The following is a 26311-nucleotide window of genomic DNA, read 5'->3' on the forward strand; positions in this document are numbered from 1 at the left end:
CCTATTCACGTAATATTCCCAGATTCTCGCGTGCCAGTCTCGGATTCTGCGGAAGCGACTTACGAAACCAGGAAGCGGCAGTTTCTTTATCGCCATCCATCAGTGACAAAACACCCAGATTGTTGTAAGCACGGGGATCGTTGTCTACCTGCTGAAAGAAATAGCGGGCAGACTCCTTATCTCCCTGGGCCAGCGAAGCGGCAGCAGCATTCAACTGGACGACTGCACAGGCGGGATAGATATAGGCAGCTATCTCATATACTTCACGGTATTGTTCGGTTCCCGGACGGTAAAAAGAAGCCACGCGGATAAAATCAGACAAAGAGACTTTATCCGGTTGGGTATATACCTGTTCGATCAATTGAGGATCGGTAACTGTGAGCAACGGCGATTCCGTCTCGACTGCCAGTTCCATTCGGCGCAAACGACCGAAGAAACTTTTTTCTATGTCTTTATAAACTGCACCGTTATCCATTGCTTTGATCTGCTTGCGACGGCTGTCGGGATCATCGGTCAGTTGGAAGATGGCCAATACACGACTATTATATTTTTTATCCGATTTTGAGATCAACTCTTTCAACCCGTCCCAATCCTCACCTACCCAATCGACTGAAACCAGGCCGTTATCCGGCAGATTGAATTGCTTCTGCAAATAGGTCTTGAATTGAATGGAGCGGTTTCCGGCCAGACGTTCGTTTTCCTTTGTATTCCCATCGGGAGAGGCATAACCGGTGATACGGATTTTCGTTACGCCACCGCCGGCCGATTGCAAAAGGGGCTTCAGACGTTCTTCCAGTTTTGCCAGTCCGGCCCGATTATTACCATATTTGGGATTGACCGATATGCCTCCCGCCGGATAATCTACATAGACGGAGAAATGTTGGGAAACGACCTTCGGAACCGAATCTTCATCCGGCGTAATATAATTGATCATCCGGTTGTAAACCGACTGGGCGTCGATCTGTAACAGAGGTATTGTAATGTTTCGCGTTGACTGTCCGGAAGGAACGTGTTCCGGCTGTTGCTCCTTGCCGGAGCCGGTTTGCACCGCATGTGCGACAGTATATACTTCTTCTGTAGCTGATTGTTTCCGGGCGCTACAGGCCGGTAGAACCGCCAGCAATCCAAGGCAGGCGATCCCTTCTAAAATTCTTTTTTGCATGATTTTATGTTTTATTTATTATAAACCGGGGTGAAATTCCATTATATATTTCCCTTCTTTTCATCTCTTCTGCCAAAGCCGGAGTGACATCGTATCCACTTATTATCTTTCCCGGCAATGATTTCGGGTATAGGTAAAATACCTGTCAGATAAATGGTCCGCACATTATCAGCCAAGCCAAACCCGGGACATCCATCTCCCCAAACAAGCCTCGACATCCAATTCTTACGCTTGACTCCTCCGCGAGCCGGAATTAATACGACATATTTCATAAACAAAAATGTTTACTATTTTTTTGTTCAATAGGTTATTTGTGAACTTTCCTGTTTTCAGAGTGGTTTGGCATATATTCGGTCATATTAAACCAAAGATCCTTTTTAATTTTCTATTAATACGCAATAACAGAATCAACTTATTAACAATAACCGATTCCCAGTACGACTGCTTAATCAACGAATGGATTTCATCATAATCAGGACGTTTCATTTCGGTAAAAGAAAAATACAGTGTCTTTTCTTTACAAACTATTTTCTTTTCTATCGGCAAGCCTCTCTCTTCGCAATAATTATACCTGCAATCTAGTAATTTAGGCGGATTATCAATGAAATATCTGTTTATCATCGACTCATCATGCCATATCGGAATAATATCATTCATTCTATCCGTGTCTATCCTGCGAGCACAAATTTCACACATTCGAAGAAAAGTATCTGCTGTCCCCCCGATCAATGAATCCTGACAATACTGCTTTCCTTTCCAATAAGGAATATAAGCCATAGACTTTCTTCTGCGCTCGTAAGGGAATTCCCACGGCGGTACATCGCAATACCATGGGTGTAATGCACCAACCAAACCATTATCTTTTTCATCAGGTAAAAGATCGATACCTACCGGAGCGACAAACTCCATATTGGCATTAAAAAAGAACAGATAGTCGAAATCTTTCAATTGTTCCCTGATCGTTAAAAACAGATGAAAACGTTTCATAGTATTATCAGGCCATCCCATATCGTATTGATAGATCCGATGAATATGTCGATTCTCCTCTTTATATAAAGAGGAGGCATCCGTAAACACGAAGTATTCACGGATGCAGGGGGATCCCTGCATCAAATAACGTTCCGAACTCTCATAAAAACTCTTCCAAAAGAAATCATAACGTCCTACACAGATATACAAAATACCAAGTTTCAAATTTTCCATTGAATTTCATTTTTTTTTACAGACTGGCTATTAAGAATATTGCCGATACTGAATTTGTCTGGTGGGGGGAAATTATTTCGATATGCCCAAAAGAATAACCAATATACCTTCATATGTGCATGCCAGTAAGCAAAGCTGTTCACTGGTTTCAGCTTAGAGGCTGAAACCACCCAATCTTTAGGAGATTGGGCCATACTACTTCTCATCCCCTGTAAATGGTACCAGAACCACCCGCTCATTAAAAGAGTTTTCTCATACGGCATACGTTCAATCGGTATTTCCTTGTATAGAAAAGTGATATAAAAAGTATCTTCCGTTATTTCGAATAGTAAATGATCCGTCACTCCGTTAAAGGGTAATTTATTTAAAACATAAATGCCCCATTTACCCTGCTCATAACCTATATTGATGCCGGACATCGACAAGGCATATTTATGATTTATGATCTCTTTTAGCTGATAATTCGTATATTTCTGAATGATCATGTGACGAGTTAAAGGTATACGGGATAATATATCCAAATAATAAATATAGACACATCTCCTTATTATATAGCGATAGCCCTTCGCATAATATTTGATCAGGTAATCACTCAAAGACATTTTAACCGGCTCTTGCTTGCGGTAAGCATCGCAATATAGCTTCAGCTTATGGGAAAAATAAATCTGATCGCTGTCTATTTTCAAGGCATACCGGTAAGTCGCCTTCGACAGGGTATAATTATAATAATTGCAGAGTTTATGAACAGAATCATCGGGAAGAGATAAAACGTATGCTCTCTCTTCATCCGTCAGATCATGGCAATAAACAGGAGGTGCATAAAAATAAACCCTGATCTTATCCGGATATTGTTGCTGCTTTTCACGGATGATTGCCGGTGCATTATCCGTACATTCCTGATAGCAGATAATCAGTTCATCTAAAGCATCGATACAGGAATCGATACAATCCGATAAAAAATCAGCATCATTTTTTACACGCAACAATCCGGAAACACCGACAGGACGTTCTTTTTTAAGGAAAGACATATCGACATAATAATCCGCACTGTTGTATGTACCCTCCCTGCAAAGAGGACAAGAGCATTCAATACTTTCTTGCATTTTCTTATATATGATGATTAATTAGCACGATTAAGGATTGGTATTAGTCGGGGGTAAAGGTTTCGCTTTTTATCAGTTTTGAATGTTTCATTATTTGACAGATATGAGCTATCATTGAAGCTATCCCCTTATCAAAGAGACTCCGCCATTACAGGTTCATTTGCCGTCTGCTTTAGCTGACGGATTACAAGTTGTTTCTCCTTCTTTGGCTTTAGCCACATTTCTCTGTAAATAAAGAGACTGTTTAAAATGGGACTAAAGTCCAGAGAAATAGATCATTTACTGATCCGTCAGTTAAAACTGACGGCAAATAAACCTGTAACTAAGCCTGCCTTATTAAGGACAGTTAGCCGGTGGGCACATAAGCTCATATCTTGCTATAATAACTCAGTTATTTCTAACATCCGAGCGCGAAGCCCAATTATTCATTATTAATAGAAAAAGGCTTCACCTTTTTCTATTTCCTAAGATTCTTGAACTATTCAAATTCACGCATCGCTACCGGTTGCCAGCCTTTATAGACGGCTGCCAGCAGGCGTAAACGGGTATTTCCGGAACTGGCTAGAACCTTTTCATCGGAGGCATATTTACGTAATTGCGTTTCTGCCTCTTCTATCAACGAATCAACCTTCGTTGTCGTATCATCCCGTTTCAGGAACTTCAACTCGATCAGGTACGAATACTTCATATCCGGATAGTTCGCCAGGTTGGGCATTAAATAAAGATCGGAGAAACCGCGACCCGCCTCAAACTCCGGCCAGATAATAAAATAATCCGTCAACCCCATATAAGCTACCATCAATGTCTTAATGGTCGTTTCCTGATAGATCGCATCGCGAAGGACAGCTTTCTTATCTACCTGTTCGGCAAAAAAGGCCAATGCAGCCTCCCATTCTCCGAAATAGGCCATACGGCGCATACGATCGGAGAACTCCATAAACGGGAAAACAACCGATTCGCGTTCTTTCATCGCTTCCACAAGGTAACCGTAAATCTGTTCGCGAACGGCCAGGTTGGGGACTTTCATAATTGTTTCTCCATATTCTACCCGGTCATAAGTCAACAAACCGAAATAGTAAAGCAGGGAGATAAAGTTGCCTGGGTCAGCCAGATTCTCTGCGGGAAAACTACTTTTTATAGCATTCCCATTCACTTCTCCAGTATCGATCAACCGGGTTATTACTGAACACCCTTCTTCCTGCATCTTATCGATACGGATAAAATGACGCAATTTACTGTAATCCGTACGGATGTTACGATCCAGCATATCGGAAGGAACATGCCCATCTAATAAGTAGTTATTAAGAAAATAGAGCACCATATCGGAGTTATACATAGTTTGCCCTATACATTCTTTTGCAAAACAATAATTATCATACCAGGGTTTCATCATACGGGTTACCTCATCTATGGGATCAGGCAACATTCCTTCCGCATTATAGTAAGATAACATTTCATATAATTCGGATTCACTAAAGCCAACCATTCCATTGAATTTACGATTGGTAGTGATATTCGTCCCAATATTGAACCCACTTGTCACATCATCCAACGTGACGGGAGAGACACCGGTAATGAACATTCGTTTAACAGGAGCTTCCGGACCGGTGGTTATCGATTTGACAATATTAAAAAATCCGCGATAAAAGCCAGAATCATGTGTCAAGGCACGGTACACATTATTACCCTCACTCGATAAAATAGTGTTGGTGAAATTATCATATTCGTCGATCAACAAATAAATAGACAGACCTGACATAGCAGCACGCTTCCCGATAAAGTTCAGCTGACTGGCAGCCGTTTCCAACTCACGGATCTCTTTTGGAAAACCAGGTTCAAAATAAGAAGCATACTGGTCGGCAAAACCTTCCATCTGAATTTTAGCATAGCTATTGAAGTTTTTCTCTAGATCTTCTCCCAAACCGCGAACGGCACTGAAATTGAAATAAAGAACCAAATACTTCCCTTGTTCGCCCGTCGGATGCTTCCCTATATATTGATTGCCGAATAATTCATCAAAACGATCGGCATATTTTACATCATAATAACAGTGAAGCATATTCAGAAATAACGATTTTCCGAAACGGCGCGGACGGATCAGGAACAGGTAACGAGCCGTCTGCTCCAACAGAGAAATATACTGCGTCTTATCCACATAGTAATAATTATCAGTCATTAACAATACATAATCTGTCAATCCGTAAGGTATTTTCTTTGCCATATCTTTCTTCATTCTATAATTTTACCTACTCTTTCGGGTAGCAATAACACAAAGATAAATAATTAAACCGTATGTACTGTCTAATTTTAAATTCTTAATTTCAATTTTCAGGGTTCCCCCAGAAAGCGCCGCATCTGCTCTGTTTGCAACGGGGTGAACTTGCGTTGTCCTTTTATCCAACCGGCTTCTTCCAGAGCGGCAGATAGCTTGGGATTGTAATTGATCCATCTTCTCAGGGCATTGGCGGCTGATGTCGGTTGCAATGTCGGATTATATAACAGGGCTAGCTCTGTAAAGCCATATGTTCTGATCTCAAATTTCTTTTCTTCGGGATAATTGTCAGTGTTCATATCAAATATTATTTTGTTGGTTTTATGTTTTAAATTTACAAAACAAACGCCATATAAACAAGATCTTAACCCATTAAATTCAACGATATTTCATTATATTTTCCCATATTCCATCCTATCCTGTCACATCCCATTCAGCCCCTACCCGCCTGTCGTACCTTTGTATTGTTATCGATAACCAATTATTAATTATTCATCATTAATTATCAAAGCTATGTCATTAAATTTTCATGTAGTAGAACGTCCCGATATGAGCAAAGATGCCGAAAAGGGAGATAAATTGTATTACGGACAGATCCGCTCGTTGAAAAAAGTAAGCTTCCAGAAGCTTTGCGATATGATCGCCATGCGAAGCACAGCTTTCATCGGTGATGTCATGCTGGTAGTCGAAGGCCTTCTGTCGGTGATGCAGGAGCGCCTGGAAGAAGGCGATATCATCCAGATGGGCCGCCTGGGTAATTTCCGTATGGTAGCCGGCAGCAAAGGAGCTGCCACTGTCGATGATTTCGACACCTCTCTTTTCAAGAATGCACGTATCGTGTATGTTCCGGGAACCATGTTGAACGACATTCGCAGGAATGCTACGTATGAAGAAATTAAACCGTTATCATCCGAAAAGTCATCACCCTCCACTCCGGAAGATGACAGACCGGTGATCGAATAGTCCATATTATGTATAAACAAGAATTTATCCAACAATTTCTTCCGGCTGCACAAGCAGCCGGAGAACATTACAAACTGAATCCGGTCGTTATCCTTGCCCAGGCGGCTATCGAAAGCGGCTGGGGAGAAAGCGATCTCTGCAAAATGTATCACAACTACTTCGGTATTACCGGCTACGGCAAATCCAATATCTATTGGAATGGCAATAAAACAGAACCGGGAGAAAAGTCGCATCTTCAGTTTCGTATTTACCCGATGCCGCAGCAGAGTTTCTTCGATTTTGCCCGGCTGATCACTACGGCTTATCCGTTTGCAGCTGCTATGAGTTTTCATCCCGAAGCGTATGCCAAAGAGATTTCATATAGCCACTACATCAGTGAAATGAACGGAGACAACCGGTCTGACTATCAGAAGATGCTGGTTAGCATCAGTTCCTACATCACCGGTATAATGCCTGGTATTACACATTAAACGATTCTTTATTATGAACACTTTAAAAGTTATCTTCGACTTCTTGTTATCCGTGACGCGCCTGATTTTTCGGGGCAAAGGGAGGCATCAATGCCATCAGCCTGAGCCTGGCGGCGGTAGCCACACTGGCACTCATTCTCCGCAACACGGAAGTGGCACTGGCGGCCATCGGAACGATACTATCGCTTTACCGGAAAACTCCCCCTCCCCCGAAAATTTGATGGGATGGGCACTGATCGTTTGCGCTACGGGAGGTTACCTGGTGAAACTGCTGGGATAAACTCTTCAGAAGCAGAATACCGAACTTTTCTCCCGAGTTCTTCGATATTTATCACTTTCCGGCAAACAGCCAACGATTCCGAACGATGGGAAATAACCAACAGCGTTAGGCCCGGACAAGCATCCGACAACCGGACAATGGCATCGTTGATGGCATGTTCGGTTGTTTCGTCCAAAGAAGAGGTTGCTTCATCGAACATTAATATATCTGCTTTTTTATATAAAGCCCGGGCAATGCCCAACCGTTGCCGCTGTCCTCCAGATAGCAGACATCCTCCCTCACCTACCGGGGTATCCACACCATCAGGCAATGTACCGATAAATTTATCCAGGGAAGCCAGTCGAATCACTTCCGACACCCGTTTTCTGTCGGGAATAACCTTACCCGAACTCATTACTATATTATCCAGCAAAGTTCCTTCTATCATAAACAGTTGTTGCGATACATATCCGATCTTACTTCGCCACGACACCAACTTGTCAGGAGACAACAGCAGATCATCAACGTAAATGCCCCCCGAATCAGGTTGGAGGAATCCCAACAGCAAATGAAATAAGGTCGATTTACCAGAACCCGACTCACCACGGAATCCGATAAAATCACCTTTATGGATTTCCAGTGATATATTTTCCAGTACTTTCACTTTCTTGTCATACGAAAAACTAAGGTTGCGAATAGCGATCGTACGCTCGTATCCGAGCGGCATCTGTACAAGTGTTCGTTCCTCTTTCTGCTCCTCCTCCAGATCTTCCAGTAATTCCACCGCGAACGAATTGCCTTTCATATTGAAATAGTATCCCGTACTACGGATCAATCCCGGCAATACACGATATACAGCGATGGCAAAAAGGCCTATTATCATACCCAAAGAGGGCAGTTCCAGCAATTGGCTCGCCAAGATCAATACCACCAGCGAACAGACGATCGCAACTTCCAGGGCTTTCTGCAAAGACCCGCCGAGCAAGAGGTTACGAAGAGCAATTCCATTCTGTTTTTCAAGCAACTGCCGAAACTTTGCCAGACTGTCCGGAAATGTATTACTCATTTCCATATCCGTATATCCGACAAATGTTTGTTGCAACAGCTTCCCCCGCTGGGGAGCCAGCAAATACAAAATTTTTCCATACGCTTTTATCCTCGAACGGGAAAAACGGTAATAGATAAGCGTTATAGGAACAAAAGTGAGCAATACCAGCAGAAAGACATATACATTGAATAGTATCAAGCCGGCAACAATCGACAACATCACGAAACACTCGCAGATCAGCTGTGTGTAAGGGATCAGGTATCCCTGCACCAAACCGGAAGAAATACCGTTCACCTTATTGATCAGAGAATGGCTGTTGTTCTGCTTGATATACAAAAAACCTTTCGAGTAATAGTAGTCATACAAACGTAACGACAGATAACTCGAAATGGAAAACAGCCGTTTGTTTTGTTTATACTGTATCCAGGTACAAATCAATATCCGGCCGACAGAAAATATCAGAATCGCCGCACAGACAAAAAAGACAAATGAACGGTAATTATCAAAACCACCCCATTGATATGCCGCCGCCAAATACTTATTCTGAAATATCGTGTTTTCATTCAAAACCAACAATAAGACCGGCAATAAGACACCAACCCCTATCAGGTCGAATACAGACATAATAAAGACAGAAGCGACAACAGCCCAGATCCGTAACTGAAGCTGTCGGGGCAATAATTTATACAACCGGGTTATCACAGAAGATATCAATGGATTCATACAGACAATCGTTTGTTATTATTTTGTATTATTTGTTCGCTTTCTGCCAGTAAAAGCCATAAGAAAAAACAAAGATAGGCACCTGAGGAAACAATATATCCTTCAAAAAACATATGGGCGGACAACAAAACCAACAGGGAACAGATCAGTGAGCCGTTCACCCCCAAACTGTCATTTTTATATATAATAAAAAACAGATAACCCACCGGAACGGAAAAAGACAGCAACCCTATCAACCCCATAGAAGACAAAAGGAAAAGCCAGCCGCTCCCCGGCTCGACAGTCCCTGTTTTCATGTTAATAGCATACGTCGTATCGGATACATAATCCAGATTATAACTGGCAAAACCGACTCCGAAAAAAGGATAAGCATAGAATTCGTTTATACGGTCCTGCCACAACCCTTCCCGGGAGGATGTCAGATTTCCTGTATTTTCACTTAACTCCATCTTGCTTCGCAAACGTTCCGTATAAGGCCACCAAAGACTGAAAGTAGCGACCAGCGAAAGAAGGAAAGCCACGCCGATTTTTATAAGGCGCGCCGTATAGTGCCTATACTTACGGACATAAAATACGATAACACCCAATATCATTCCTCCAAGAGCAGCACGTGAACCTGCCAGCAATATGACCAGAAAAGATATTACAACATGCCCTATTTCCTTACAGCGCATAGTTGTTGTTTCAGCCAGATAGAAACGATACAAACCATAAAGTAAAGAGATACCGCCCAACGGCCCTATCAGCATCGAATGATTTGCCAAACCCTGAAATCCTTTTGTCCCCAAAACGAAAGAAGGCATAATCAGCCAAACGACAAAAGAACCGACAATAATCCACCGGATAAAAATAAGACTGCGGATCAACAATAACCGACGATATTTTATCAATCGCTGATTTATTACAAAAGGTCCTACCATCAGGACAATAGCCAGAAAGGCCATTATCCGGAAATAAGTTCGAAAAAAAGCAGGAATATCGTTAACCCATACCGAAAAAAATATAGCCAGTAGAAACGGTAAATATTTCCCGGAAATATGTAAACCGCCTCTTATTACCAGCCAAATAAAACTCCCCAAAAAGACTCCATAATAAACAAGATCGGGAAAAGCAGGCAATAGAGGTACTACCTTTGTCAGGGAAAGATACAAAAGAATCCAAATCAATATTTTATCCATACTGCCTACAAAACCTGCAATAAGGTATTTGCCACTTTTAAAGGGGTTATCATTGTCGATCGTATTTTGCTTTTTCTTCCCATATCCAACAAATCCGAAACAGGTAAAGCAATCAATGTTTCAATCGATTTCCGAATAGAAGTAATATTTCGCGGAGTAAACAAAAATCCATTTTCTTTATCTTCCACAAAACAGGTGATCGCCCCACAGCAATTCGATGCCAGAATCGGCAAACCGGCACAAGCGGCTTCATGGAGAACCAATGCCCAAGGTTCAGACACCGAAGGAAGAATAAAAGCACCGGAATTTCCCATCATTTTTGCCAGATCTTCCTGCTTCATAAAATCAAATATCTCGACATCAGGATATCCAACTAATTTTTCTTTTTCCGGACCATTTCCGATCAGGGTTAACGTCCAACCTTTCCGATCAGGAATAGATTTCCAGGCTTTAAGCAAGAAAGTCAATCCCTTGACCGATGCAAAACGCCCCACATATAATAGTCTTTTCGGATAGTTGTTTTCCCGGCCGTCCGCATCTACCCGGCTGAAAAGATCGACATCGGCAGACAGATTATGCATCAGTATTTGTTCAGACCGGAATCCCAACTTACGGGCATATATCTCCTGCCACTCTCCGGATACAAATATATGGCTAAACCACCTGTGTTGGCGGAAGCGGGCTGCAAATACATTAAACCACTGTTTGCCTCCCCGCCATTGCGTATCGCTACTGGCAACTACCGGAATATGTATTTTTTCACGGATCATACCTGCTACCTCATTGTATAAAGGGTCGATCCATCCTGCCGTCCAAACCAGATCCGGACCCAGTTTTTTTACCAGCCGGAATAAATGATCCGGATTCCAAAAAGCGGAACGATTATAATAAGTGACTCCTTCCAGTTGGGGAGGAAGGTAAGGTGTCTCTGTATTCAAATCCCATAACACCACATGCACACGACATCCTTTTCTGACCAATTCCTTTATAACAATGATGTTATAGGGCATCAGTTCCGTATATAAAATTAATATTGTAGAATTATACATCATCTTGTCTGTTTAGTTTTACGATAATACCGATATAGCCCCTCCAAATGATAACGTAAGTAAAATAAAGTAGAATACATCAGATCTATCTGCCGGGGTGAACCATATTGCGATAAGGTACGAAAGACTTTTTCCATCCTGTCATGAGGTCGTATTACAGAAACCAGATCCTGAAATGAACGATCTTGATATATATGCCGTTCAATCAATTCCATTCTTTTTTTACGGCTTAGCCGGGCATTCTTCTTATACAGGCTTTGAACATATCCGCAATAGGTATCCCACCAGCCTTCCTGTAAAGACTCTTTTATCCACTCGGGAGACATTTGAAGATGAGTAAAAAAACGATGATAGATTTTACATTTATCCGCATAGGCGTTCAACAGGTCTGCTTTATAAGAGGCCACTATGGAACCGTTATCATAACGCATATAATGGTAAGGTGTATCAGACAAAACACCTATAGAAGAGGCCTTCATAAAAACTTCCATATTAAACGATTCATCCTCATAAGGCGGTTCAACAATGAAAGACAAATTATTTGCCTGAAGAAAAGAAACACGATATAATTTGTTCCAGACATAGTTAAACAAACATAACTCTTTCAATCTGAAATAAAGAGTTTTTATATCCTTACGGGTGTTAGCTTCCAGATAAATATCTGTCCGTTGATAGTAAAATCTGTTCTCGCCGGGATACTCGACACGGACTCCGGTAATAACCAGATCCAACGAATTCGAAACCATTGTCGCGCACATGGCCTTCAGCATTTCTTTGTCGATCCAATCGTCTGCATCGATAAATGATACAAAATCTCCTTTTACCACAGACAATCCAGCATTACGGGCAACACTCAAATGCCCGTTTCTCTGATGAATAACCTGTATACGCATGTCTTTTGCAGCATATTCGTCAGCTATACGTCCGCTTCCATCCGTCGAACCATCGTCGACTACAATGATCTCCAACTCCTGCAACGTCTGGTTACAAATGCTATCCAAACAGGCAGACAGATATTTCTCACCGTTATAAACCGGTACTACTACTGAAATCAAAGGTTTTTGCATCTTTTCTCCGTTTTATTTTTGAACTCAACAATGTATTTAGGCATATAGCCAGCAACACATTGATGATTAACAAGATATTCATATCAAAAATATGGGATAAACCCAGATTGGCAAACAACATTACTATGGTATAGCCAACCAGCATGATTGTTGCCTGTAAATGGCTGAAACCTGCATCCAGGCATTTATGGTGAATATGATTACGATCGGCCAGGAACAGAGAGTGTTTCTGATAAGCACGGACCACCATCACGCGCAAAGCATCGAAAAGCGGGATAAACAATAAGGAAAAAGGAATAACCAGACAATGAATATCCGGTGCTTGCCCGGGAACATACATGGCATATTTTATAGCAAAAAAAGATAATAAATATCCCAACGATAATGAACCGGAATCACCCATAAACATTTTTGTGCCATGTTCTGCCAAACCGAATATATTATAATACATGAATGGCAGTAAACACCCCACCATAGCAAAAGCAAGCATCGAATACAGCCATTCGCTTTTCAGGATATACAATACTCCGAATGTCGTAAACGATACCAAAGCACCACTTGCTGCCAATCCGTCAATTCCATCTATCAGGTTGACTGCGTTTGTGATGAATACGATCATGACAATTGTAAAAGGAATACCTATCAAAACGGGTATTTCATATAATCCGAATAACCCGTAAAAGTTATTAATATAGAGACCACCCATCGGCAACAAGGAAGCAACCAGAAACTGAGCGGCAAACTTTTTGCGGTAGCGTACCCCGACCAGATCGTCCTTCACACCTACCAGAAATAAGAAAAAACTGCCGGTTAATAGAAACAGAAATTCCAACAATGTAAATCCTGTCAGTGAAGAATTTAACGGGAAATCGATCAGGTAACGAAAAGCTGTCGAGAATGATAATGATATAAACATGGAAGGAATGAATACCAACCCTCCCAAACGGGAGATTGCTTCCGAATGACTTTTTCGGGCATTCGGATCATCATATAAGCGTTTTCGTTTGGAGATAACTATTATACGAGGGAGCGAAAATAAAGAAACCAGAAAAGACAATAAAAAACAAAGCGAGATGATAAATTCCGCTTTCATTGTTTCTCCTTTTAAAAAAGTCAAAACAACTGGTAATGAATTAATTGCCATCTTATTAGAATTAAGTTTTTATATAACAAAGTTGGTCAGTCCCATTCTCTTGGACGACATACTAGTGTTTTATATTTTTTGACCCTTATTTATGGAATAAGGGTCATTGCCAATAAATAGCTATATATCAACAACATGCGTCCTTTGTTTTAAATAAAAAAGTTGGATAAGATCAATTATACCCATATACAACACAGTATGGGAAAAAAGAAGAATCTGTTATTGAGAAAAAGAAGAGACAGGATCTCTTATAAAAAGATAGTAGCGTTTATTTAGTAAAATAGTATTACAAAGGCCCTTGTTCTTTAAACAAACGTCAACAGATTGACTTTTGAATATTAATTAATTCTGCTAAGTTCGGTTAATGAATTTATAGCGGCTAGCTTTGATTTCTATAAACAATTCATTATGAATGATTTTAGGCTAATTTTCACATTAACTCCATTAGTATTATCTTAATTTTATGATTTTTTAAGACGCAAAAAGTTTCTTGACTAAAGCTTTATCAATATTAAATTTTTACTTTTGCACTATCATAGATTTTCAAGCTGTCCAGTAGTATAGGGAAAGTATTTTATGATTTAAGCTCTACTTAATTATTGGCAATGACCCTTATTCCATAAATAAGTGTCAAATTTTAACTGCACTCTTGCATATCCACTTTTCTACAAACCCTGTGATTTTCATATTTACCCGATCAATTACCGATTGATCCAGATTACTCAGATAAAATTGAGTTGCTTTTTCAGACGTATGTCCTAATGCCTGTCCGATTACCGTTACTGATATGGAATGCTCTTTTGCACACATTGCCCAGGAATGACGGGCAACATACGAGGTCAGTTTGACAGGACAATGTATCTTTTCACCTATCTTTTCCAAACGACGGTTGTAGGTTCGTAAAGCAACCTTATATGTTTCATAAGAAACATCTTTCGCCTGTAATACAGGAAATAATAAATCGGAGTTCTTATCGGCATACTTTTCAAGTAGACGGCGCATGCCGGAAGTGATCGTAACACGAATCTCAGTCTTTGTTTTTACACGGTGATAAATGATCACATTTCCATGTACGTTACTGCGGGTCAGGTGAGCCAGATCAACAAAAGGCATACCGCAAGCCATAAAACTGAACAGGAACAGATCGCGGGCAAAATCAAGACGTTTATTATCCCTCAGATTCAATCGTGCCATATCCTTTATTACATCCATTCCCACCGAACGTTTAAAGGTAGAAATAGGACGAAGATGTAGCTTCTGAAAAGGATTTATTTTGGGGGTAAGCAGGTTTTCAGATACGGCACTATTATAAACCGACCGGAAGATACTTATGTAATTAGTCACTGAATTACGGCTCAGATTCAATGACTCGAGATAAGAAACAAAATCATTAACCAATTGTACATCTATCCGTTTCATATTCAACTTGCCTTTACCGAGAAATAATTTCAACTGATTATGGGTCGCTTTATATAGGCCTGCCGTTCCGTTTTTACCAGATACTTGTTTGTTTTTCTCCAAAAGATCCATATAGCTCAACATACATTTATGAGCATCCTTCATTTTACTTTGTTCCACTAGCATATCTCTTCATTTTTAATTTGCAAATATGAAACAAATATAAGAGTTATTTGTTTCCTTCTTACTTGAAAGCTATTGATATACAAAAACAAAAAGAGGATACCTCACGGCATCCTCTTTCCTAACGCAACGAATGAATTATTAATACTTATACTTACTTCTCATTACTTCTTGCAATCGCAAGTGGAATAAGCTACTAACATCCAAACTAATTTTTCCTGTTCTTTCAGATAATCGCTCATCAGAGCTACCGTAGCTTCATCACCGGCTTCTGATGCTAGTGAAAGCAATTTACGTTCTTCAGCAATAAACTGTCCATAAGTGTTCAGGATATTCTCCAAAGCTTCATCGCCACAGGAAACGCCTGATACCTCTTTTACTCTTGCCACTTTCAGATATTCACTGAATTTATTTACCGGTACACCACCCAACATCAGGATACGTTCTGCCAGTTCGTCTACCTTTTCGGCTGCATCGTCATACATTTCTTCAAATTTGCTGTGGAGAACAAAGAAACCATGTCCTTTAATGTTCCAATGAAATCCGCGAAGGTTTGTATAGAATACCTGATAGTCGGCTAATAACTGCTGTAATGCTTCTACTACTTTGTTTGCTGCTGATGCATCTAAATGCAAATAATCTAATGTTTTCATAACTCTTAATTTTTATATGTTATACGTTTTTGTTTTCTTGTACTGCAAAGATACAGCATATGTAACTACCTGTCAAACAGATAATTCTTATATACTAATAGATTCTATCTATCAAACTTCCAACAAGGTAATAAAACCTCTACTCAAACACTGAATAGTTCAAAAGTTCAATCAAGAATAAGAGTAACACCCATCCTTTAAATAAAGTTAAACAATGCAAGAATTTCGAAAGCTTTTCATTCTTAGGTAGTGAAGTTGCACCGTTTTACACATCCTTTGAAGTTTCACACCTGAAGTATTTATATACATATCAATCATTTATATTTACATTACAACCGGACCGGATTTACCAAACAATAAAACTCATAATCTGCGCCAATCTTCCATTTAACATTTGTGCACAAAAAAACTTTCATATACATTTGATATAAATTATTATACCACTAATTATTTTAACATGATACGAAAGAACTTTATTTTATTACTGCTACTTCATTTAGCAGGGGTACTTTTTGCACAATTATCGATTTCACCCACCACCTCACCTTCAATACCGGAGGGGAGCAACGTTAATTTGGGAAGCTATTTCAGTGCCGCCGGAGGAACTCCCACCAAATGGACTTTAGATGGCAAGGAAATTACTTTAAACAGTGTTACTCTATCTTACAAAGATGATGGGAAATTATTACAATGTTTCGATGGAACAGGATCCAGTAACCTGGTACCGATCAAAGTGATCGGAAAACCGACTGTTACAAGTTTAACAGGCATGCCTGGCAATTCCCTGAATGAAGGGGATCAAATCACACTGACCTTAGAATTCAAGGCGAATGGTTCTACAGGACATACCTTCAAATGGTATATCGGCAGCGAAGAGATAGCCGGTCAAACAAGTGCAACATTGAATTATACATTTAAAAAAGAAGATAACGGAAAGACGATCAAAGTAGCCATCAAAGCAGCCGAGATTGCAGAAGCTACGGAAGCGTCCGTAGGTGTGACCTTCGACGGTACAATGGTGACGGATAAAAACCCGGCACTACCGGCTGGAGCGAAACTGGATAATACGACATTTCCGGTAACGGTAGGACAGACATTCGACAATCCGACAATCGAATATGATGCGACAAAAAAAGGAGGAACTAACTATTTTGTAACTCAAAACATCCTTTATAAGAATGAAACTTTACATACTGTTTCTTTTAACGGACAAACATATTCCAGTACAGTAAAATATGTAGAAGCTGCCGACTATACAATCGATAAGATACCTAGTTGCTCTATTACCTCAGCAGCCCGGATACCAGCTGAAGTTTTTGGAGTAAACAATACGGTATTTATTGACGAAGGGATCTATGTACCGGCAGATAATGGCCTTTGGGAAAGTCACTTCTTTCATGACGGACTAAAAATAATAGGATTAGGCAATAAAGAAAATCCAACTGTCATCGGACCGAATTACAGATTTTCAGCCACATGGAGTTCCTACTACGGACATATCAAATATCGCATTAAAGAAAATCAGGTACTTGAAAATATTGTATTTGACGGAGGAGGTATAAGATTCTACGGAAATAATACCGGCTCAGGTACCGGTTCCAATCAAAAAGGTAATAATTACTTTATAACGATCGGATCCACAGACAACATGGTATTTAAGGATCTTACATTCAGAAATATAGGAGACGGTTCATCGCACTCACACTCCGTTCTGAATGTTGTTGAAGGATTTACAGCAGCTGCCAGTGATAACAGAAATCCCAACTACAAAAGGTATTTCATCAATATTACTATGGAAAGCGGAAAGTTGTACCGATCATACGCCCCAATCAATCTTAATATGGCTGACGGGCTTTATTTTAAAGACATCACGATAAATGATCTAAGTGATTTTGCTTACTACGTTTCAATAACAGGCCTAAGCACACATGCCAATAAAAATCCGGGGAGTAGAAACATTGTTTTTGCCGGTAAGCTTGATTTACCTGCTGAAAAAAAGATACGTATCTGGAAATATTCCAGCACTGGAATATCTTTCCCGGATAATTATAAATATCTGGAACTCCGTGGTAAGCCTAATGCCAATAGCAGTTCATATTATGATGTTATTGTATCAAGAGAACTAGCAAATCCTCCTGTCGCTTCTCCTTCTGCTTATAATAATGATCCTATATATATGGATGCATCAGCAGGAGCATATCTTGTATTTAATTCAATAAGCGATCCGTTTAAAAATCTGAATACCTTATTTACCGGAGCTGCTAAAGATAGTTGTACGTTACCGGAACCTAAGCTTATTAAATTAATAAGTGAGGATAATCAGGTAGGCGGTTTCACTATTCCGAATTATTTCAGCCAAAAACAGACAAATATTGTCGCTGTAAACTCCGTAGAAGATCCGATCATCCAACGGGCCGAAGGCAGTTTGATTAAATACAACGGAAGTAAGATTAATCTGCCGGCAACCAATCCTGAATATATCAGATTACATAATATCGATTTCTCTGACGAATATTCCATCTATGATGCTATTGAAGATGATGGAAATAATGTTACTAACTCCAATTACGGAAGTTTCTACAATTGTAAATTCAAAGCACCCAAGCCGGGCGATCCGCTGGTTGTTGAAGGAGATTTGGAAAAACTGCAATGGTCGGTATCTAAAACAACCAATGAGTTGTATGAATTTAACGATGTAGAAACCAACAGCACTACAACGGTAATGGAAGGAACCCCTGTATATGTACAGATTCGTCCGGTAAATATCAATAGCATTGATTATGATACCTGGGCAATTGAATATATAGCCACTCCGATTGACTATCAAAACCCAATGAATGAATCCATAGCCCAAACGGTACGCTATGACTTTAACAAAGGAGAAGCTCACACATTGCCTGGTACCTATTATTATAATGTAACGAAACTGATTCTCTATAAGAATAATACAGAAGTTGCCACTTATAATTACCGCAACGCTTCTTGCACACATACAGTTGTTATCCAAGCAAAACCGGTAACGAAAGAACCGGCACTGCAATGGTCTGTTTCCACCGTTACCCACGAATTACCTTATTTCAGAGATGTGAACGACCGGACAACGACTTCCGTGAATTACGGTACTCCTGTCTTCGTACAGATACGCCCAATAGGACATGACGATATCAACTTCGAGCGTTGGGATATTGAATACTCGGTAACTCCGGCAGAGCATTATTACGGTATGAACCCGATTGTCAAGACAGAACGTCACAGCTTCAACAACAAAGAGGCTCATACGGAAAAAGGAACTTATATTTATACAGTAACCAAACTGACATTGTATGATCTGTATGGTAACCAGATAATTGAAACCTACGACTATAACGACTCGCCGTACAAACACACGATAGTGATCGGTGACGGTGAAGGCCCTGGGCCGGGAACCGGCGGATCATTACAATGGTCGGTATCTACTGCTTCCAATAAGTTAGAGGACTTCCGGGATGTGGACAACCTGACGACGACAGCAGTTATCAAAGGCACACCGGTATACGTTCAGATACGTCCCGTAGGTTTCAACAATGTGACTTACGACAGTTGGGAAATTGAATACACTGCTACTCCTACCGGTTATCACTATCCGCTGGAAGAAGCGGTTGCAAAAACTGTTCGTTATACTTTCAACAAGGGTGAAGCGCATACACTTGTCGGAACTTATGTTTATACAGTGAACAAACTGACACTGTACAACGGTGAAAGTATCGCAACAGAACAATATTATACCGAACCTGCATATATCCACACGATCATCATCCGCGACGGAGGACTGATCGGCCTGGGTAAAATCGCTCCCTATTGTAGCGTAGAAGGTGAATTCAGAATACCTGTTCAATTGCTCGATCCGGACAATATCCTCGAATACTCTGTCCGTTTCTCCGATGAAGCCCTCAATGCCGGCTTCAAGGATACGGAATATAGAGACGTAACTCCGAATTACCTTACAGTTCCTGTTAATAGCATCATTGCAAAAGGTATCTATACAGGAAATGTGTATGTACGTAAGAAGAGTGATCCGGGTCTGGTAGAACTTCATCCGTTTGAGATCGAAGTAATGCAGACAACTATGATCACCCGCCAGCCTCAATCGATAAATGTCTGCGATGGCGACGCCTTCACATTGTCGGTCGAAGCTATCGGTATTAACCTGAGCTACCAGTGGTTCTTCAACGAAGAGGCTATCCCGGGTGCGACTTCCGACAGCTACACGGCAGCACTGACTCCGGACAAGGAGGGTATCTACTACGTGGATGTATACGGCGACTGCGGAATGGAGAGCAGCCGCACGGTAACGGTAGGCAAAAACGGCCTGCGTATCCTGGTGAAATGGAACGAATTCCTCTACATCACCAACCAGGATAACGAGTTTGTACGCTTCCAGTGGTACAAAGACGGTCAGAAGATCGACAAAAACGGTACTTCCATCTACTACTCTGTGCCGGAGGGATTACTGGGTACCTACTTCATACAGGCATATCGCGCCGATGATACTTACGTGGTAAGCTGTCCGATCACATTCGAGACACTGACGCAGTTCCAGAGTACCCGCGTTTACCCGACGATGGTCAATAAGAATACGCCGATCACGATCCAGACTGGAGCACCGGATGAAACTCCTGAATCGGCTGTCGTAGAGGTATACAACCTGAACGGACAGATCGTGAACAGACTGGAGATGAAGACATGGGAAACTACCCTGTCTACTGATATGGCTTCAGGAAGTTATATCGTCAAGGTTACGACGGAATCCGGAAGAACAACAACTCACAAAATTATTATCAAATAAAAGAACCAGAATATGATCAAGATGATTTCCAACATAAGAAAAACTGTTTTATTACTTGCCACCGGCTGCCTGGTCAGCACCGTTTCCGCTCAGCAGGGAACGGGGGGCAGAGAACGTAGCCAATATAACAACAACCAGCAGCAACAGCGTCAGCAGCAGCGTGAATATCGTGAAGAACAACGCGATACGACAAAGACTAAAACGTCTTACCTCACCGTCTCCGGCGGTGTGGGTTCCTCTTCCTTACGCTATGATCTGGACTATAAGATCGAGGGCTTTCAGGAAAAAGGAAACCGCGACAATAAACTCGGTTATGAAGTCGATATCCGTTACAGTTACTTTTTCAATCCGCACTGGGGGGTTGCTACCGGCGTAGGTATCTCCCGTTATGCCACGGTAGGCAGGCTAAAAGGCGATATGTCGGACGACAAATATATGAAGCTGGGCAATATGATCGATGACGACGACTTCTCCGGCCACCCGCGTGAGTTCGAACTGCGTGCCCGACTGAAAGGCCTGGAAGAAAAGCAGACCGCTTTTCTTCTGGATATACCTTTGATGGCAATGTATCAAACACGTTTCGGCGAAGAAGAGAACTGGGGAATGTATGCCGGCTTGGGTGTGAAGCTGCAAATCCCTGTCCAGACAAAATACAAAGTGCAGGGTAACACGACCAGTGAACTGAATGTATCGGGATATTACCCACATATCCCGTCCGATGTAGGTTCACCCTCCGAATCACCCGTGCCTCACCATGGGTTCGGCACGATCAATGATCCGGGTAGTGAGCTCGACTGGAGCGGCAAGAACAAACTGAAGCTGGGTGTAGCCGGGACAGCCGAACTGGGTTTCCTGATATCATTGAACGAAGACAAAGATATCGACTTGTTGTTGGGTGGCTATATCGATTACGGTTTTACCAACATGAAGAAGAAAAAAAACCAGGGTTTACTCTCCTCTCCTGCCTCTTATCATCCCGAAGGGAATAAGATCGTCGGACAAGGTATCCCGTACAACGGCATGTTGAACTCGGATGTGACCGACAAAGTGAAGGTTATGTCGTTCGGTGTGAAACTAGGGCTTAGGTTCAAGCTGAATTGATAAAGCCAGTTTACGTGGAATAAACGTGTTATACCCATCCCCACAAAGGAAAAGGTAGTCATATAAAACTTTATTTTATTAGAATTAATTTAAGTGAGGGGGATCCCCCTCACTTATCTGCTTATAAGCAGATAAGTAAAAGAGATAGAAAATATGAACAAAATTTTATTTATACTATTTCAGATAGTATTATGGGCTACTGTGCCTGCCATAGCACAGACCAACACGAATGTGAATTCAGTTGCAGAGTTACAGTCTCTGGTCAGTACTGCATCCACAGATAGTAAATTCACATTGACAGACGCTTTCGTGGCTGATTTTAACAACCAGGCTTCTGCCATAAGTTTAGTAATAAATTCATCTGCAAAGATCACGGTAGACGGAGCAAATCTAACTCTGAAAGCGGCTGTTGGTAAAGATCATTTCAAAATCGGCGGATCAGGAGAGGGTACATTGACCATCCAAAATATAATCCTCACCGGATTAATAGAAGATACCGACCTGGTTAATGGGGAGTTTCCGAAAGACTGGAATCCGAATGCTTCTAAAATTGGTGGTGGAATAACCGGTAGTTTCTCCGGATATTTGACGATAGAGAACTGTCTCCTATCCAAAATGAGACCCGCATCTTGCGGCTTAAATGTGACAGCTAAAAAAGTGACAGTAAAAAAATCATCATTCATATCTTTAGGAATAACAGAGGTAACTGGCGGGGCCTCCGTTATTTATACCAGGGGGTCCACTTCCTATGAGGTAGAAAACTGTACGTTCGCTTATAATTTCGCCAGAGGCGCCTGGGCAAATCCGTCCGGTATTATTTATATAACTGTGAACGTGGCAGAAATTTTCTCTTTTAAAAACAGCCGGTTCTACAAGAATACAAACTGTACGGCTGTTAAAGATGGTGCAGCAGGAGGCGGTGCTATTTCTGTAAAGGATGCTTATCCTGAAAAATTCATTGTCGAAAATTGTGAATTTGTTGAAAATGAAATTGATTCGTTTGGTGAACTTGGAAATACTGCAGACGGAGGTGCAATCTATTTTTACCATCATAACGCCGGAGGCGGTTATCCGAACAGACCTAAAATCAATATCTCAAACAGTACATTCACGGGAAACAGTGCTTTTGACGAAGGAGGCGCAATCGCATTCGTCGGACAATATCTGGTCAATGCCGAGGTCAGAAATAATACATTTTATGATAATGTAGCAAGAGGAGCACAAAAAAGTGACGGTGGAGATGGCGGAGGAGCCATGGAGGTAGATACAAAAGCCACAGTTATTTTCGAAAATAATACAATTATTAAAAATACTGCACTAAGAGGAAATGGTATAATTGGTAATGCCGGTGGAGGAATAGCCATGACTGGTGCAGGAAAAGCTTCTTTAAAGAATAACATTATAAGTGGAAACAAAGATGATTATTATAATACAAATACCACAGATATATACCCAGTTATTACATCCACTTCATGGACATCCAAAACAGGAACAAATATCATCGGAGAACCCCTGGTTAATATTTTCGGATTAGATGATCCGAAGCCAATCGCCTATGGTAGCAAAAAGGCTGGAGACCCACGATGGGACGGAACAAATGAGAATCTTTACAGCGTTATTAGAACAATCCCGATCCTACCGAATGATAAAAGTCTGGTCGATATACTACCTAGTGGTCTCGCAGACGATACTGTCGATAACTCTACTTTAAGCGATCTGTTAAATAAAGACCAAAATGACAACACACGTATTACTGCTAATGACGGTTTTTCCGATTCCGGTTCTATCGAAATTCTTTGGGTTCGCTTCAATGCCAATGGTGGAAACTGGAAAGATTTAGGAGAGAACGATTACGTTGGAACCGATTACTATAATCTGGAAGACGGTAAAACGACCTATTATTATAAAGTGACCAATCACGGAGGTAAAATAAGCAGTCCTACCACTGCAGCAGACAAGCTTGTTCATCCCGACGGAAAACAGTTCCATAAGTGGGTAACAGACGATGCAGAAGAGAAGGACTGGGTAAGTTCGGCTTCCATAACAGAAAATAAAAAATATAAAGCGCTATGGAAAGAGGATGCTTTAGAGGTTACCTATCATTCTAATTTCGATCCGGATAAAACGTATAAACAAACTTATGACGAAGGTAAAGTTGTTGTAGCCACCTATCCGGCCACGAGCCTGCCCAACCGTCTGAACTACATCTTCCTGAAATGGACGACCAAGGCCGACGGAACCGGTACGGCTTACCTGCCCGGAGCGACCTTCACCATCACCGAGAATACCGACCTTTACGCCCGGTGGGAGCCCAATTCCGTGTTGAAGCTGCAATGGTCTGTCTCCAAGACAACCGCCGCCCCGTATGAATTCAGCGATGTGGAGAACAATTCCACGACGACCGTCATGGTCGGAACGCCTGTTTACGTGCAGATCCGCCCGGTCGGCCTGGAGCATGTCGACTTCGACACCTGGGCGATCGAGTACATCGCCACCCCGGCCGACTACCACTATCCGATGGGAGAGGCTATCGGGAAAACCCTGCGCTATGACTTCAATAAAGGGGAAGCCCACACGCTCGAAGGTACTTACTATTATAATGTGACCAAGCTGCTCCTGTATAAAGGCGGCGTGGAAGTGGCCGCCTATATCTACCGGAACGCTTCCTGTACGCATAAGGTGGTTATCCAGGACGAACAGGTCGTGAAAGATCCGGCCCTGCAATGGTCCGTTTCCACAGTGACGAGCGAACAGCCTTACTTCAAGGATGTGGACGACCAGTCAACCACTTCGGTGAATTACGGCACTCCTGTCTTCGTCCAGATCCGTCCCGTCGGACATGAGGGCATCAACTTCGAACGCTGGGCGGTCGAATACACCGTGACCCCGGCCGAACACTACTACGGCATGAACGCGACGCTGAAGACCGAACGTCACAACTTCAACAACCGGGAGGCCCATACCGAAAAGGGAACCTACATATACACCGTCACCAAACTGACCCTGTATGACATGTACGGCAACCAGACCATCGAAACTTACGACTATGCCGACTCGCCCTACCGCCACACAATCGTGATCGGTGACGGCGAAGGCCCCGGTCCTGGTCCTGGCGGCGCGCTGCAATGGTCTGTCTCCACTGCCTCCAACAAGCTCGAGGACTTCCGGGATGTGGACAACCTGACCACTACCACCGTCACCAAAGGGACGCCGGTGTACGTGCAGATCCGCCCTGTCGGTTTCAACAACGTCACCTACGACCGTTGGGAAATAGAGTACACCGCCACTCCGGCCGGCTATCATTATCCGCTGGACGAAGCCGTCTTGAAAACCGAACGTTACACCTTCAACAAAGGGGAGGCCCATACGCTTGTCGGTACCTATATATATAATGTACACAAGCTGACGCTCTACAACGGCGAAAGCATCGCATCGGAGCAGTATTACAACCAGCCCGCTTACCGGCACACGATCGTCATCACCGACGAAGGCATGATCCATGTGGGCGAGACGGCGCCGTATTGTAGCGTGGACGGCGAATTCAGAATCCCTGTCAGCGTCCTGAATCCGGACTATCCGATCGAGTATGCCGTCCGTTTTACGGATGAAGCGATTGCCGCCGGCTTCAGCGATACGGAATACAAGGACCTGACTCCGGGATACATCACCGTTCCGGTTTCCAGCCGCATCCCGAGAGGTATCTACCACGCCAACATCTATGTGCGCCTGAAGAGCGACCCGGATCGCGAGGAGGCTTACCCGTTCAACATCGAAGTGTTGGAAACAACGACCATCACCCGCCAGCCGCAGTCGGTGAACGTTTGCGATGGCGACGCCTTCACCCTGTCGGTCGAAGCGACGGGCGTCAACCTGAGTTACCAGTGGTTCTTCAATGAAGTGGCCATTCCGGGTGCGACTTCCGACAGCTACACGGCAGCACTGACTCCGGACAAGGAGGGTATCTATTATGTAGACGTATACGGTGACTGCGGAATGGAGAGCAGCCGCACGGTAACGGTAGGCAAAAACGGCCTGCGTATCCTGGTGAAATGGAACGAGTTCCTCTACATTACGAATCAGGACAACGAGTTTGTACGCTTCCAGTGGTATAAGGATGGGCAGAAGATCGACAAAAACGGAACTTCTATCTATTATTCCGTACCGGAAGGATTACTGGGTACCTACTTCATACAGGCATATCGCGCCGATGATACTTACGTGGTAAGCTGTCCGATCACATTCGAGACACTGACGCAGTTCCAGAGTACCCGCGTTTATCCGACGATGGTCAATAAGAATACACCGATCACGATCCAGACAGGAGCACCGGATGAAACTCCTGAATCGGCTGTCGTAGAAGTATACAACCTGAACGGACAGATCGTGAACAGACTGGAGATGAAGACATGGGAAACTACCCTGTCTACTGATATGGCTTCAGGAAGTTATATCGTCAAGGTTACGACGGAATCCGGAAGAACAACAACTCACAAAATTATTATCAAATAAA

At 42.2% G+C, this 26311-nt stretch carries 19 protein-coding genes; 6 read left to right on the forward strand and 13 right to left on the reverse strand.

Translation table 11 applies throughout. The annotated features are described in order from the left end of the window. Nucleotide 1: 1 nt before the first annotated feature. From M1P97_RS12345 to M1P97_RS12370, 6 genes are all read right to left on the reverse strand, one after another. Nucleotides 2–1162: a tetratricopeptide repeat protein gene (locus tag M1P97_RS12345; protein ID WP_249389246.1), complete on the reverse strand. Its 1161-nt coding sequence runs from the start codon at nucleotides 1160–1162 to the stop codon at nucleotides 2–4. Between the two features lie 41 nt (nucleotides 1163–1203). Then, nucleotides 1204–1434 (reverse strand): hypothetical protein, encoded by a 231-nt coding sequence (locus tag M1P97_RS12350; RefSeq protein WP_249389247.1) that lies wholly within the window; start codon nucleotides 1432–1434, stop codon nucleotides 1204–1206. Between the two features lie 82 nt (nucleotides 1435–1516). Continuing rightward, nucleotides 1517–2365 (reverse strand): family 6 glucosyltransferase, encoded by an 849-nt coding sequence (locus tag M1P97_RS12355; protein ID WP_249389248.1) that lies wholly within the window; start codon nucleotides 2363–2365, stop codon nucleotides 1517–1519. After that, entirely contained in the window at nucleotides 2353–3468 is a 1116-nt protein-coding gene (locus tag M1P97_RS12360) for a hypothetical protein (RefSeq protein WP_195372679.1), read from the reverse strand. The genes M1P97_RS12355 and M1P97_RS12360 overlap by 13 nt, the downstream gene beginning before the upstream one ends. A 478-nt stretch (nucleotides 3469–3946) precedes the next feature. Then, complete coding sequence (locus M1P97_RS12365) at nucleotides 3947–5689, reverse strand: ATP-binding protein (RefSeq protein ID WP_249389249.1); 1743 nt, start codon at nucleotides 5687–5689, stop codon at nucleotides 3947–3949. A gap of 107 nt (nucleotides 5690–5796) precedes the next feature. Next, the gene (locus M1P97_RS12370; RefSeq protein ID WP_249389250.1) at nucleotides 5797–6039 is read right to left on the reverse strand and encodes a DUF4248 domain-containing protein; all 243 of its coding nucleotides are present in this window, start codon (nucleotides 6037–6039) and stop codon (nucleotides 5797–5799) included. A gap of 214 nt (nucleotides 6040–6253) precedes the next feature. On the opposite strand from M1P97_RS12370, the gene M1P97_RS12375 reads away from it, so the two are divergent. The 3 genes from M1P97_RS12375 to M1P97_RS12385 are packed head-to-tail and all read left to right on the forward strand — an operon-like array spanning nucleotide 6254 to nucleotide 7453. Continuing rightward, entirely contained in the window at nucleotides 6254–6703 is a 450-nt protein-coding gene (locus tag M1P97_RS12375; RefSeq protein WP_195372682.1) for an HU family DNA-binding protein, read from the forward strand. 8 nt (nucleotides 6704–6711) lie between these two features. Further along, nucleotides 6712–7173 carry a glucosaminidase domain-containing protein gene (locus tag M1P97_RS12380; RefSeq protein WP_195372683.1) on the forward strand — a complete coding sequence of 154 codons (462 nt, stop codon included), beginning with the start codon at nucleotides 6712–6714 and terminating at the stop codon, nucleotides 7171–7173. A 52-nt stretch (nucleotides 7174–7225) separates the two neighbouring features. After that, complete coding sequence (locus M1P97_RS12385; RefSeq protein WP_249389251.1) at nucleotides 7226–7453, forward strand: hypothetical protein; 228 nt, start codon at nucleotides 7226–7228, stop codon at nucleotides 7451–7453. Here the strand turns inward: M1P97_RS12385 and M1P97_RS12390 are convergent. The 7 genes from M1P97_RS12390 to M1P97_RS12420 all read right to left on the reverse strand — a co-directional run bounded on the left by M1P97_RS12390 (nucleotide 7419) and on the right by M1P97_RS12420 (nucleotide 15875). After that, a complete protein-coding gene (locus M1P97_RS12390; RefSeq protein WP_195372684.1) occupies nucleotides 7419–9203 on the reverse strand; it encodes an ATP-binding cassette domain-containing protein in 1785 nt (594 codons plus the stop codon). The genes M1P97_RS12385 and M1P97_RS12390 overlap by 35 nt on opposite strands. Next, entirely contained in the window at nucleotides 9200–10381 is a 1182-nt protein-coding gene (locus M1P97_RS12395; RefSeq protein WP_195372685.1) for an O-antigen ligase family protein, read from the reverse strand. The genes M1P97_RS12390 and M1P97_RS12395 overlap by 4 nt, the downstream gene beginning before the upstream one ends. A 5-nt stretch (nucleotides 10382–10386) precedes the next feature. Then, nucleotides 10387–11391, reverse strand: a complete 1005-nt coding sequence (locus tag M1P97_RS12400) for a glycosyltransferase family 4 protein (protein ID WP_229058482.1) — start codon at nucleotides 11389–11391, stop codon at nucleotides 10387–10389. 38 nt (nucleotides 11392–11429) lie between these two features. Continuing rightward, on the reverse strand, nucleotides 11430–12497 hold the full coding sequence (locus M1P97_RS12405) for a glycosyltransferase family 2 protein (protein WP_195372686.1): 1068 nt from the start codon (nucleotides 12495–12497) through the stop codon (nucleotides 11430–11432). Then, nucleotides 12457–13590: a glycosyltransferase family 4 protein gene (locus M1P97_RS12410; RefSeq protein ID WP_249389252.1), complete on the reverse strand. Its 1134-nt coding sequence runs from the start codon at nucleotides 13588–13590 to the stop codon at nucleotides 12457–12459. The genes M1P97_RS12405 and M1P97_RS12410 overlap by 41 nt, the downstream gene beginning before the upstream one ends. 681 nt (nucleotides 13591–14271) lie before the next feature. Next, complete coding sequence (locus M1P97_RS12415) at nucleotides 14272–15225, reverse strand: tyrosine-type recombinase/integrase (protein WP_195372688.1); 954 nt, start codon at nucleotides 15223–15225, stop codon at nucleotides 14272–14274. 161 nt (nucleotides 15226–15386) lie between these two features. Further along, entirely contained in the window at nucleotides 15387–15875 is a 489-nt protein-coding gene (locus tag M1P97_RS12420; protein WP_048318171.1) for a Dps family protein, read from the reverse strand. Between the two features lie 457 nt (nucleotides 15876–16332). Between M1P97_RS12420 and M1P97_RS12425 the strand changes: the two genes are divergently transcribed. From M1P97_RS12425 to M1P97_RS12435, 3 genes are all read left to right on the forward strand, one after another. Continuing rightward, entirely contained in the window at nucleotides 16333–20700 is a 4368-nt protein-coding gene (locus M1P97_RS12425) for a T9SS type A sorting domain-containing protein (protein ID WP_249389253.1), read from the forward strand. A 12-nt stretch (nucleotides 20701–20712) separates the two neighbouring features. Continuing rightward, complete coding sequence (locus M1P97_RS12430) at nucleotides 20713–21801, forward strand: outer membrane beta-barrel protein (RefSeq protein WP_249389254.1); 1089 nt, start codon at nucleotides 20713–20715, stop codon at nucleotides 21799–21801. Nucleotides 21802–21954: 153 nt separating this feature from the next. After that, nucleotides 21955–26310: a T9SS type A sorting domain-containing protein gene (locus M1P97_RS12435; protein ID WP_249389255.1), complete on the forward strand. Its 4356-nt coding sequence runs from the start codon at nucleotides 21955–21957 to the stop codon at nucleotides 26308–26310. Nucleotide 26311 lies beyond the last annotated feature (1 nt).

Origin of the sequence: Parabacteroides leei, assembly GCF_023369805.1 — a bacterium.
In the GTDB taxonomy this organism is placed as follows: Bacteria; Bacteroidota; Bacteroidia; order Bacteroidales; family Tannerellaceae; genus Parabacteroides; species Parabacteroides leei.